The sequence below is a fragment of the Sphingomonas sp. CCH9-E2 genome, from assembly GCF_001557215.1.
Classification (GTDB): domain Bacteria; phylum Pseudomonadota; class Alphaproteobacteria; order Sphingomonadales; family Sphingomonadaceae; genus Sphingomonas.
On record NZ_LSJM01000035.1, the window covers coordinates 34347 to 45715 of the forward strand.

An 11369-nucleotide genomic window follows, 5' to 3' on the forward strand; every position below is an offset into this window, starting at 1 on the left:
ATGCTTCCCATTTCACGGCGGCTCGTGCCGCTTGCAGCGCTGGTTTCATCGATAGTGCTGTCGGGATGCGCGAAATTGCAGCCGATCCCGTTGCAGCCCTTGGCGGCCACCGCGCCGGGCGATCCGGTCAGGATCTATTGGCTGCACGCCTATCAGGTTGGCAGCGGCATAAGGGTGGTCGGCACCATTCGCCCCCGCAACGGCGTGTATCGATCCAACCGCGGCCACATCGACGTGACCGCGGTTTTCGCCGACCAGCGTGAGGCCCGAACAGTTGCCACGCGACCTGGGCCGCTGTCGCGCCGAGGTAGAGGGAGTCGATCGTTCAGCGTCGTGCTTTCTGGCACCGCATATGAAAATATCGAGCGGATTTCGGCCCGGTATCATCACGGCTGGCCGCATATGCCGAGCGAGACTTTTAGCTAACCAACGGCAGCTATTGGCGTCTGCGGTAGCTGGTCGAATGACCGCAATTGGGGCGCAAAGCTGCCGAGGCGTCACCTGACTGCCGAGCTAATCTACAGGATCGGCGCGGCCGAATTCCACGCCGCTCGAGCGCACTAATCGACAACCTAGCAGATCGGGGAACCCTTCGCGTTCCCTGGATGTTCAACGTTCGTTCGGCGGGTTCACCGGAGAAACACCGGAGTGCGCCTTGTCGAATCGCGAGATCGGGGCGCGAAAAAGCCCGCTAACTCGTTGAGTCAGCGGGCTTTATCATGGTGGGCGTGGCAAGGATTGAACTTGCGACCCCTGCGATGTCAACACAGTGCTCTACCACTGAGCTACACGCCCACTCGCCTTGCGGCGAATCTCGGGAAGCGGCGCTCTAGCGGGGGTCGCCCCGCGATGCAAGCACCCGTTTCAATTCAGACTGGGGATTTGCCCGGACTCGAACAGCCGGTCGACCTCCAGCACCAGATCGCGCAGATGGAACGGCTTGGACAGCACGCGCGCCTGCGGCACCTGCTTCCCCGCCTTCAGCGTCACCGCGGCAAAGCCGGTGATGAACATGATGCGCATGTCGGGCGCAATCTCGGCGGCGCGCTGCGCCAGCTCGATCCCGTCCATTTCGGGCATGACGATATCGCTGAGCAACAGATCGAAGCGCTCGGTCTCGATCAGCGGCAGCGCAGCGGTGCCGCGGTCGACGGCGGTGACGGCATAGCCGGACTTTTCCAGCGCGCGCGTGAGATACTCACGCATCACCTGATCGTCCTCGGCCAACAAGATCCTGATCATTCACCCCTCGTCTGCGGCCGATGCGGCGCGGTGCCCGCCGCGATACTATGCGCGAAGCCCTTAAGAAATTCCAGCCATGCGGCGGCCCGGCCAATGCCGGGCGTTGCGGCGGCGCACATCGCCGCATAGGTTCTGACCGTGAACGCGCCGCCGTCCTTTGACCGTCACGGTCCGGAATGTCCCGTTTCGCCGGTCGTGCTGTCGGTGCCGCATGCCGGGCGCGACTATCCGCTACCGCTGCGCGCGGCGCTGCGCGTGCCGCTGCACAGCCTGCTTCCGCTCGAGGATCGCCATGCCGATACGCTGGCGCTGGCGGCGCGCGGTATCGAGACGATGCTGGTGGCGAACCGGCCGCGCGCCTGGATCGACCTCAACCGCGCCGAGCATGAGCGCGACCATCGCATCGACGAGGGGGCCGAACCGGTGCCCGAAGCCGCCCAGTCGCTCAAGCTGCGCAGCGGGCTCGGGCTGATCCCCCGGCGTGCGGGCGGTGCGGATCTGTGGCGCCGGCGCTTCGCCGCCGAAGAAGTGCGCGCGCGGATCGAGCAGGATCACCGCCCCTATCATGCCGCGCTCGCCGCTGCGCTGGCGGCGGCGCGGGCGCGGTTCGGGGTGGCCGTGCTGATCGACGTCCACTCCATGCCCCCGCTGGCACCCGGCGGTGCCCGCCTCGTCATCGGCGACCGCTTCGGTCGGTCGAGCGCGGCGCGCTTTGTCGCGCGGATCGAGGGGGTGGCGCATGCCGCTCGGGTACGCAGCGCGATCAACACGCCCTATGCCGGCGGCCATGTGCTGGAGCGCCATGCAGATCCGGCCAGCAACATCCACGCGATCCAGCTCGAGTTCGACCGCAGCCTGTATCTTGATCGTCGCCGCGATCGGCCCGGGGCAGGTCTCGAATCCACCGCCCGCCTGCTGCGCGCGATCATCGATGCGGTTGCTGACGAAGCATTACCCCTCGCCGACGCCGCGCAATAGATCGGATAGCGGTGCCAGCCCGCTCCCCCACCCGGCCACCCACAAGGTATCTTCAATGGGTGGCCGGGTGGGGGAGCGGGCTGGCACCGCATCAGCAAAGCTGATCAACAACTCACAAAAAACCGCCCGGTGTTGCCACCGGGCGGCCTAGGTTCAGGGAGGAGACACGCCCGAAGGCGTGCCGCGCGGGTCCGCGAAAGGGGGGACACGAAACCGCGCTGAACACAGTATAGTAATGCTTGACCGTGGCTTCAAGGCCACAGTCGGAAATGCGACGAATGGAGGGTGTCGGTGGGTCCGGTGCCCTGACCGGGACCGCATTTCGCCTCCGAGGCAACCTGTGCAGCCCCGGAGGCGAAAGGATCAGACCGTCGGTGCGATCTGCGGCGCGACCGCGCCCAGCGCCATCTGGCGACCGAAAATCTCGCGGGTCAGGCCCAGCGAGAAGAGATGGGCGTAAATCAGCGGCAGCATGCCGTTCTGCTGGATCTTGCGCAGCTGGTCACCGCGCAGCTCGTTGAGCTTCGCTTCGTCGACCATGCGGAAACCGCGATAGATATAGGGCTGCGCCGCGCCTTCCGGCTGGATCGCGACTTCGCCATCCATCAGCAGGCCCATATCGTTGAGTTCCTTGAGGAACGCGCCGGTCTTCTGGCCCGCAATCTCGAACTCCTCGTTGAACTTCAGGATCTGCTGCACCAGCTCGCTCGGCTTGCCGTCCTCGAACAGCGCATCGCCTTCGTCGAACGCACCGATGGTTTCGGTGGTCGGATCGAAGCACAGCGACAGCTCCTCCGCGTCCGGGCGCAGCCGCGCGAGCAGGAAGGGATAGCGGCGGACATAGGCCGGGATGTACATCGGCTCGGTTCCGCGCGGCTTGCCGTCTTCGTCGAAGAAGACGTTCACGCCCTCGTTCAGGCCCATCAGCGCCAGCGGCACCGGCTCGGGCTGGGTCTCCGGCACCGGCGGCGGCGAATCGGGTTCGGGCGGGGCAGGGACTTCGGCCAGCCGCTCGGCGGGCGCTTCCTTCTCGATCACCGGCGCTTCGCTCACCAGCCCCGCTTCGTCGGTCAGCGACACTTCGATGGGGGTAGGCTTGATGTCGAGCGGATCGACCTTGGGCATGATCGCGAGCGACAGCAGGGCGAACAGCGCGGCATGGCCGATCACGGCCACCGCGATGCCAACGCCTTCCCTGCGGTCGATCGCCACCGCCATCAGTTCTTGCCCTCTCCCGTCGTGACGAGCGACACCTTGTTCAGCCCGGCGCGGTTGAGCTCGCCCATCACGCGCATGACTTTGCCATAATCGAGCCGCGTGTCGGCGCGCAGGAACACCTGCGGCTTGTCCTCGCCCCGCGCGCTGGCGATGTCGGCGAGCAGGCTCGGCAACTGGTCCTCCGCCACCTCGCTGTCGTCGATGAAGATCGTGCCGCGCTCGTCGATCGAAATCTGGACCGGCTTCTGGTCCTGTTCCAGCGGCTTGGCGCGGCTTTCGGGCAGGTTCACGGGCACGCCCGCGGTCAGCAGCGGCGCGGTGACCATGAAGATGATCAGCAGCACCAGCATCACGTCGACCAATGGCGTGACGTTGATGTCCGCCATCGGTGCGCGCCGCCCCTTGCCGCGCGAAGAGGGGAGCTTCGCGCCCATCAGAGCAGCGGCTTGCCGCTCGCCGGCGCGCTGTCGAGCTGGCGGCTGAGGGTTGCGTGGAAGCCATCGGCAAAGCGGTTCAGCCGCGCCTCGACCTTGTCGATGCCATGGCTGAAGCGGTTATAGGCGATCACCGCGGGGATGGCGGCGAACAGGCCGATCGCGGTCGCGAACAGCGCCTCGGCAATGCCCGGCGCGACCACCGCGAGCGACGTGCTCTGCTGCCCCGCGATCGCAGTAAAGCTGCGCATGATGCCGAGCACGGTGCCGAGCAGCCCGACGAAGGGCGCGGTCGCACCGACCGTGGCGAGGATGTTGAGCCGGTCGGACAGCCGATCGACCTCCAGCGCGACCGCCGCGCCCATCGTCGTCGCCAGCCGCTCGCGCGTGCCGTCCTTGTCGAGCGCGCGCCCGCCGGTCGACCGCCGCCATTCGGTCACGCCCGCAGCGAACACCCGCGCGGTCGGATGATCCTCGTCGCCATGCAGCTTGTAAAAGGCGTCGATATCGTCGGTCTTGCGATAATCGCCCTCGAACCGCTCTGCGGCCTTGCGCACGGCGGCGATGCGCCCGCGCAGCGACAGGATGATCGCCCAGGTCCAGATGCTGGCAAGCACCAGACCGACCATGATCGCCTTCACGTCCCATTCGGCCTGCAAGAACAGCCCGAGATAGGATGCGCTGTCGAATTTCAGATTTGCGATCCAGTCCATGTGTCGCTCAGTTTCCCTTCCAGACCAGCGGCACGAACGCTTCGACCCACTCCGGCGGTTGCCGCCGCGCGCGCCCCGCCGGGGTCACGAACGCCGCTTCCACATCCGCCTGGGTCAGCAATTCCCCGTTCCGCATGACTCGTTGCTGAATATTCACCGCCGCCGCCCGCACGCGCAGCACCCGGCTGACGACCACCAACGCATCGTCGAGCCGCGCGGGTGCGACATAGCGGATGGCGATGTCACGCACGACGTAAACCCCTTCGCCCGCCTCATGCGCCGCCCGCTGATCGATCCCGGCACAGCGCAGCATATCCGATCGCGCGCGTTCCATGAACCGCAGGTAATTGGCGTGATACACCACCCCCGACAGGTCGGTGTCCTCAAAATAGACACGCACCGGGAAGAGATGCTCGACACCGTCGAAACGGCCCGACGCGGGGGGAGGGTCCAATTCGCTCACCGCACTGCCCATAGCGGCGGGGGGAATCGAAGTTCAACTGTCACGGGCAGGATGGGGCGCACGCGCGACGAACGGGGCGGGGGCGGCGGAGTTCCGCGGGTCAGGCTTTTGCCATCTCCAGCACCACGTCCCACTCCGCCGCGCTGACCTTCCCCACCGACAGCCGCGAATATTTGACCAGCTCCATCGCCGCCAGTCGGGGTTCGGCCTTGACCATCTTCAGCGTCACCGGGTTGGGCAGCGGTTCGACCGGCTTCATCTCGACCGACACCCAATGTTTCCCCTCGCCATCGGGCTTGGCCTCGCGGCTCACTTCCATGATGCCGACGATCTCCAGCCCGATATTGCTGTGATAGAAAAACGCCCGGTCGCCGACCTTCATCGCGCGCAGATTGCCCGCGGCGGTATGGTTGCGCACGCCGTCCCATTCGGTGCTGCCGTCGCGCACCAGATCGTCCCAGCTGAACACATCGGGTTCGGATTTCATCAGCCACAGATTCATCGGGTTCGGCACTCCTTGTTCGCCGCCTCCATCGCGTCCCTTGATCTAAACCGCAAGTGAACGCACGATTCCGCAGCCGTTCAGTTCGACTCGCACAAAAGGCTATTCAGACGGACCTCAGAGCGTTGAGACGTCGGAATGTGCAGATGCACGAGGAGGAAGACATGAAGACGATGATCACCAAGGCGGTGCTCGGTCTCACCCTCGGCGCCACCGCGCTCACCGCGGCCGCGCCGGCTGAGGCTCAGCGGTATCGCCACCGCGACCGTGACAATACCGGCGCCGCCATCGCCGCCGGCATCGCCGGGGTCGTGATCGGCGCCGCGATCGCCAGCTCGAGCCGCGACCGCTATGATCGTTATGACCGCTACGACCACGGCTATCACGGCTATGACGGCTATTACCGCCAGCGCGGCTATTACCCGCCGCAGAGCCATTATTACCGCGATTATGAGCGCCGTAATTGGCGCGGCTGCACCGTTCGCCGCGTCTACGACCCCTATCTGGGTCACCGCGTGAAGGTGCGCTACTGCCGCTAAGCGACTGGATCACAGGGCGGCGCGAAACTCCGGTTTCGCGCCGCTTTTGTTTGCGCGCATTTCGGGTTAGAGGCGCGCGCCATGAGCGACACTCCCCCCGACCGGCTCTCGGTCAATCCGAAGAGCCCCTATTTCGACCAGGCGCTGCTCCAGCGCGGCATCGGCATCCGCTTCAAGGGCAATGAACGCCGCGATGTCGAGGAATATTGCATCTCGGAAAGCTGGATCCGCGTCCAGGTCGGTAAGACCATGGACCGCAAGGGCAATCCGCTGACCATCAAGCTGTCCGGCCCGGTCGAGGCGTGGTTCGAAAGCACGCCCGAAGGCGAAGGCGAGAGCTGAATGCGTTAAATCCTCCCCTTGCAGGGGAGGATCACCTGCTAACCAACACCGCCCGCGCTGCCTCCTCCACCGCGCGCATCGCCGCGCGGAACGGGAACGGCCCATGGCTGATCCGCGCGACGCCCGCCGCGGCCACCGCCGCTGCATCCGGTGCACCCGGAAATGCCATGAAGTTCACCGGCAGCGGCGATTCGCGGCACACCCGCGCCAACAGGTCGAGATCGGCCAGCCCCGGCACAAAGAACCCGCTCGCCCCCGCCGCCGCATAGGCATGCGCGCGGGCGATGGCGGCGTCGACCTTCGCCGCATCATGCGTCTCCGCCTCCGCCTGCAGAAAGATGTCGGTGCGCGCATTGATGAAGAAATCCGGCCCGGTCACGGCGCGGATCGCGGCGATCCGCGCCGCCTGCACCTCGGGCGCGTGCATCCCGGAGCCACCGATCACCTGATCCTCGAAATTGCAGCCGACTGCGCCCGTCGCCGCGAGCAGTCCGACATTCGACGCCACCGCGCCCGGATCGACCGCATAGCCGCCCTCGAAATCGATCGACACGGGCAGGTCGACGGCGCCCACGATCCGCCGCGCATTGGCCAGCACCAAATCGAGCGGCAATGCCTCGGCATCGAAAAAGCCGTGCGCCGCGGCAACCGACGCACTGCCCGTCGCAATCGCCTTCGCGCCCGCTGCCGCGACCGCGGTGGCCGATCCGGCGTCCCACACATTGACCAGCGCCAGCGGCGCGCCCGGCACATGCAGCGCTGCGAATTCCTCGAATCGGCTCATGATCGCTCCCTCTCGTTCCCGGCACGATAGGGCTGGAACGAAAGTGGAACAATCCCGATTGTTGCGATCACACCGTCAGTGAACGAACCGCGCCACCACGTCGCGATAACTGCGGCTCACCTTCACCTGCGATCCCGAATCGAGCACCAGGAAGCATTCGCCATTGGTGTGCGGCTTGACCTGCTTGACCTGGTCCAGATTGACGATGGTCGAACGGTGGACGCGCTGGAACCGGCGGGGGTCGAGCCGCTTTTCCAGATCCTTCATCGTCTCGCGCAGCACCAGCGTATTGTCCGCCGTCTTGATGCACATATAATCGCCTGCCGCCTCGACCACCTCGATCGTGTCGACATCGACGCGGAAAATCTGCCCGCGATCCTTGATGTTGATCAGCTTTTCGTAGCGGCTGGACGACACGTCGGCGTCGCTCGACGCCAACTCCTCGGCCGCCTCGGGCGCGACCTCGGCCAGCACTTCCTTGAGCTTCTCGACCTCTTCGACGCCGCGCTTCTCGGTCAGGCGCTGGCGCACGCGCTCCAGTGTGTCGGCGAGGCGACCCTCGTCGACCGGCTTCATCAGATAGTCCATCGCATTCGCCTCGAACGCGCGGATCGCATGGTCGCTATAGGCGGTGACGAACACGAACAGCGGCGGTTCGACCTCCATCAGCCCCTGCACGACCGAAAAGCCGTCAAATCCGGGCATCTGGATGTCGAGAAAGACCAGGTCGGGCTTGTGCGTCTTGATCGACCGGATCGCCTCGCGCCCGTTCTGGCACTTGTCGATGATCTCGACATCCTCATGCGCGGCGAGGCGCAGTTCGAGGCCCTGAATGGCCAAAGGTTCGTCATCGACCAGGATGGTGCGGATTGTCATATCTCTCTCTACTCAAAAACGCGTCGTTCCGATGCCCCCGGTCCGACGCCCACAACCCCTGCCTTTGATCCTCTTAACTCGATGTTACGGCCCGGTTCCGGTCAGGCTGCCTCCTTGGCTTGCTCCTCGACCTGAAACGGAATCTCGATCTCAACGCGGAAACCCGTTCCGGGGTCCGAACGTGTCGAAAAGCGATGTTCCGCGCCAAATGTCTGCGCCAACCGTTCCCGGATATTGGTAAGCCCGACCCCGGTGGAAAGGCTTGGCCGGTTCTTGCCTTCGATCAATCCCGGGCCGGTGTCGGATACGGTGATCTGCACCCGTTCGCCGTTGAGCCGAGCCGAAACGCGAATTTCGGCCCCTTCCTCCTGCGGAGTCACCGCATATTTGATCGCATTCTCGACCAGCGGCTGCAGCAGCAGCGACGGCAGCCGCGCCTTGGCGGTGCGCGGGTCGATGTCGAATTCGGGCTTCAGCCGCGTGTCGAACCGCATCTTCTCGATCTCGAGATACAGTTTCAGCGTCTCGATCTCCTGCGCCAGCGTGACATGCGCGGTCGGTTCGTTCGCCAGCGTATAGCGCAGGAAATTGGACAGCCGCGCCAGCATCGCATTGGCCCGGTCGGTCTGCTTGAGCAGCACCAGCGTCGAGATCGAATTGAGCGTGTTGAACAGGAAATGCGGGTTGAGCTGATAGCGCAGCATCGCCAGCTGCGCCGAGCTCGCCTGATTCTCCAGCACCTGCATCCGGTCGATCTGATCCTCGACGATCAGATAGAAGTTGATCCCGAAATACAGCGCCGACCAGCCCGCCAGCACGGTGAAGTTGAGGAACAGGCTGCCCAGGATCAGCACCAGTTCGATCCCCGGATCGCCGCGCATCACCGACACGGTAAAGGCGTTGAGCACCGCATAGACCAACGTCGCCGCCGCCAGCGTCGCAATCGACGCCAGCACGCCGGTGATGCGCGGCAGCCGCCGGTAATAGCCATAGAGCGCGGACAACAGCAAAGTCAGGCAATAGCCCACGATCGCCTCGATCGTGACCCGGATCAGATCCTCGAAGCTGAAGCTGCGGTTGGAAAAGTTCGAAACCGCGCGCAGCAGCAGATAGCCGCCCCAGCCCGCGCCCTGCAGCATCCAGAAGGCGCGGCTCTTCTGCTCGAAGAAGGGGCGGGAAAAGATCGTCGGCGTGGTCATCGTGTCGGCGGCTTCTCTACATCGCCGGTCGGCCTGTGGGAAGAATGCGGGAACGTGGCCGTCATGATATCGTTGCAGCGTTGCCTATACACGACTCGTGACCCCGTACCGGGATCGCCACCGATCAGGAGACATGCCGATGACCACCCGCACCGCCACCGCCCGCTATTCCGGTTTCGGCAAGGACGGAAAGGGCGCGATCACGACCCAGTCGGGCGTGCTGACCGACCAGTTTTACGGCTTCAACACGCGGTTCGAGGAAGAGCCCGGCACCAACCCCGAAGAACTGATCGCCGCCGCCCATGCCGGCTGCTTCACCATGGCATTGAGCTTCGCGCTCGCCCGCGCCGGGTTCAGCGAAGGCACGCTCGAAACCAAGGCGGCGGTCAAGCTGGAGCAGAAGGACGGCGGCTTCACCATCACCCGCTCCGACCTGACGCTCGAAGCCAATGTCCCCGGCATCGATGCCGACCAGTTCGCCGACCTCGCCGACGAGGCGAAGAAGAACTGCCCGGTGTCGAAGCTGCTCAACGCCGAAGTCAGCCTGGCGCACAAGCTGAACTGATTCACCATCGTCACCCCGGACTTGTTCCGGGGTCCACCGTGACGCAAGCGCGGCGCTAGAGCCTCTCGCTTCGCGCACGCCGCGCAGTGGACCCCGGCACAAGGCCGGGGTGACAAGTTTTTCGTTTCACCGCTCGCTCAAATAATAGCGATCCGTGGCGCTCAGATCATCTGCCAGCTCGTACACAATTGGCTGCCCCGTCGGGATCTCGAGCGCCGCAATATCCGCATCCGAAATCCCCGACAGATGCTTGACCAACGCGCGCAGCGAATTGCCGTGCGCGGCGATCAGCACGCGCTTGCCCGCGCGCAGGTCCGGCGCGATGCGCTCTTCCCAGTATGGCAACACGCGCGCGATCGTGTCCTTCAGGCTCTCGGTCTGCGGGATCGCGATGCCCTTGTACCGCGCATCCTTGGCCAGGTCCCAGGGCGATCCTTCCTCGGGCAGCGGGGGCGGGATGTCGAAGCTGCGGCGCCAGATCTTGACCTGTTCGTCGCCATGCTTCGCTGCGGTCTCCGCCTTGTCGAGCCCGGTGAGCCCGCCATAATGCCGCTCGTTGAGCTTCCAGCTCTTCTCGGTCGGCAGCCACAGCCGCCCCATCGCCTCCAGCGCCAGGTTGAGCGTCTTGATCGCCCGGCTCTGAAAGCTGGTATAGGTCATGTCGAAGTCGAGGCCCCTCTCGCGCATCAGCTCGCCCGCGGCCCAGGCTTCCTTCACGCCCTGCTCGGTCAGGTCGACGTCCCACCATCCGGTGAAGCGGTTTTCCAGATTCCAGGACGATTGGCCGTGGCGGATCAGGACGAGCGTGGGCATGGGACCTCCTTGCAGGACTTTGCCCGCGTCCTTAGCGGATAGGACCGACAGGGCAACGGAGGATGGCCATGGCGATTGAAAGACAGACCATCATTTATGACGGCCCCGGCGGCCCGTTCGAGGGTGTCGCGGTCGCTGATGCCGACTGGACCGCTCCGCGCCCCGGCGTGTTGATCGTCCCCAATGTGCTGGGCGAGAAGGAGCAGGATCGCGTCACGGCCGAGCGGATCGCGGCGCTCGGCTATGTCGGCTTCGTCGCCGACGTCTATGGCCAGGGCAAGCGCACCACCCGCGAATCGCCCGATCCCGCGGTCTATATGAACGCGCTCAACGCCGATCGCCCGCTGCTCCGGGACCGCCTGTTCGCCAGCCTTGCCGTGCTCCACGCGCTGCCCCAGGTCGATGCGACCCGCACTGCGGCCATCGGTTATTGCTTCGGCGGCAAGTCGGTCATCGATCTTGCTCGTGCGGGAGGCGACGTGCGCGGCGTGGTCGCCTTCCACGGCATCTTCGACCCGCCGGGCTATGCCTATCCGACCCCGATCAAGCCAAAGCTGCTGATCTGCCACGGCTGGGAAGACCCACTCGCCCCGCCCGAAGCGGTGACCGGCCTCGCCGCCGAACTGACTGCGGCGGGGGCGGATTGGCAGCTTCTTGGGTTTGGCGGGGCAGGGCACGCCTTCACCGACCCCAGCCTCAAA

General features: G+C 65.2%; 16 protein-coding genes and 1 tRNA gene. 6 read left to right on the forward strand and 11 right to left on the reverse strand.

Features of this window, described 5'->3' with window-relative positions:
• Positions 1-426, forward strand: a complete 426-nt coding sequence (locus AX681_RS21730; RefSeq protein WP_156442699.1) for a hypothetical protein — start codon at positions 1-3, stop codon at positions 424-426.
• A 294-nt stretch (positions 427-720) separates the two neighbouring features.
• Here the strand turns inward: AX681_RS21730 and AX681_RS01855 are convergent.
• Positions 721-795: transfer RNA gene (locus AX681_RS01855), tRNA-Val, on the reverse strand.
• Positions 796-864: 69 nt separating this feature from the next.
• Positions 865-1242 (reverse strand): cell cycle two-component system response regulator CpdR, encoded by a 378-nt coding sequence (gene cpdR / locus AX681_RS01860; protein ID WP_066659337.1) that lies wholly within the window; start codon positions 1240-1242, stop codon positions 865-867.
• Between the two features lie 138 nt (positions 1243-1380).
• Between cpdR and AX681_RS01865 the strand changes: the two genes are divergently transcribed.
• Positions 1381-2220, forward strand: a complete 840-nt coding sequence (locus tag AX681_RS01865; RefSeq protein ID WP_066659335.1) for an N-formylglutamate amidohydrolase — start codon at positions 1381-1383, stop codon at positions 2218-2220.
• A 363-nt stretch (positions 2221-2583) separates the two neighbouring features.
• Here the strand turns inward: AX681_RS01865 and AX681_RS01870 are convergent, their stop codons facing one another.
• From AX681_RS01870 to AX681_RS01890, 5 genes are all read right to left on the reverse strand, one after another.
• The gene (locus AX681_RS01870) at positions 2584-3438 is read right to left on the reverse strand and encodes a SapC family protein (RefSeq protein WP_231734847.1); all 855 of its coding nucleotides are present in this window, start codon (positions 3436-3438) and stop codon (positions 2584-2586) included.
• Positions 3438-3872, reverse strand: a complete 435-nt coding sequence (tolR, locus tag AX681_RS01875) for a protein TolR (protein ID WP_066665047.1) — start codon at positions 3870-3872, stop codon at positions 3438-3440. Before tolR ends, AX681_RS01870 begins: the two co-directional genes overlap by 1 nt.
• Positions 3872-4585 carry a protein TolQ gene (tolQ, locus tag AX681_RS01880; protein ID WP_066665049.1) on the reverse strand — a complete coding sequence of 238 codons (714 nt, stop codon included), beginning with the start codon at positions 4583-4585 and terminating at the stop codon, positions 3872-3874. Before tolQ ends, tolR begins: the two co-directional genes overlap by 1 nt.
• A gap of 7 nt (positions 4586-4592) precedes the next feature.
• Entirely contained in the window at positions 4593-5060 is a 468-nt protein-coding gene (ybgC, locus tag AX681_RS01885) for a tol-pal system-associated acyl-CoA thioesterase (RefSeq protein WP_066665052.1), read from the reverse strand.
• A gap of 88 nt (positions 5061-5148) precedes the next feature.
• Positions 5149-5550: an EVE domain-containing protein gene (locus AX681_RS01890; protein WP_066681569.1), complete on the reverse strand. Its 402-nt coding sequence runs from the start codon at positions 5548-5550 to the stop codon at positions 5149-5151.
• Positions 5551-5714: 164 nt separating this feature from the next.
• On the opposite strand from AX681_RS01890, the gene AX681_RS01895 reads away from it, so the two are divergent.
• Positions 5715-6089 (forward strand): hypothetical protein, encoded by a 375-nt coding sequence (locus tag AX681_RS01895; RefSeq protein WP_082738090.1) that lies wholly within the window; start codon positions 5715-5717, stop codon positions 6087-6089.
• Between the two features lie 81 nt (positions 6090-6170).
• Positions 6171-6431, forward strand: coding sequence for a DUF3297 family protein (locus AX681_RS01900; RefSeq protein WP_066663558.1), 261 nt, complete (start codon positions 6171-6173; stop codon positions 6429-6431).
• Positions 6432-6462: 31 nt separating this feature from the next.
• Here the strand turns inward: AX681_RS01900 and AX681_RS01905 are convergent, their stop codons facing one another.
• From AX681_RS01905 to AX681_RS01915, 3 genes are all read right to left on the reverse strand, one after another.
• Positions 6463-7215 (reverse strand): isocitrate lyase/PEP mutase family protein, encoded by a 753-nt coding sequence (locus AX681_RS01905; RefSeq protein ID WP_066663556.1) that lies wholly within the window; start codon positions 7213-7215, stop codon positions 6463-6465.
• A gap of 75 nt (positions 7216-7290) precedes the next feature.
• Complete coding sequence (locus tag AX681_RS01910) at positions 7291-8091, reverse strand: LytR/AlgR family response regulator transcription factor (protein WP_066663554.1); 801 nt, start codon at positions 8089-8091, stop codon at positions 7291-7293.
• A 101-nt stretch (positions 8092-8192) separates the two neighbouring features.
• The gene (locus tag AX681_RS01915; protein ID WP_066663551.1) at positions 8193-9290 is read right to left on the reverse strand and encodes a sensor histidine kinase; all 1098 of its coding nucleotides are present in this window, start codon (positions 9288-9290) and stop codon (positions 8193-8195) included.
• A 139-nt stretch (positions 9291-9429) separates the two neighbouring features.
• Here AX681_RS01915 and AX681_RS01920 point away from each other — a divergent pair, with 139 nt between their 5' ends.
• The gene (locus AX681_RS01920) at positions 9430-9855 is read left to right on the forward strand and encodes an OsmC family protein (protein WP_066663565.1); all 426 of its coding nucleotides are present in this window, start codon (positions 9430-9432) and stop codon (positions 9853-9855) included.
• Positions 9856-9981: 126 nt separating this feature from the next.
• Here the strand turns inward: AX681_RS01920 and gpmA are convergent, their stop codons facing one another.
• Positions 9982-10668: a 2,3-diphosphoglycerate-dependent phosphoglycerate mutase gene (gene gpmA, locus AX681_RS01925; protein WP_066663548.1), complete on the reverse strand. Its 687-nt coding sequence runs from the start codon at positions 10666-10668 to the stop codon at positions 9982-9984.
• A gap of 68 nt (positions 10669-10736) precedes the next feature.
• Between gpmA and AX681_RS01930 the strand changes: the two genes are divergently transcribed.
• A partial coding sequence (locus tag AX681_RS01930) for a dienelactone hydrolase family protein (RefSeq protein ID WP_066681570.1) occupies positions 10737-11369 on the forward strand: 633 nt, incomplete at its 3' end.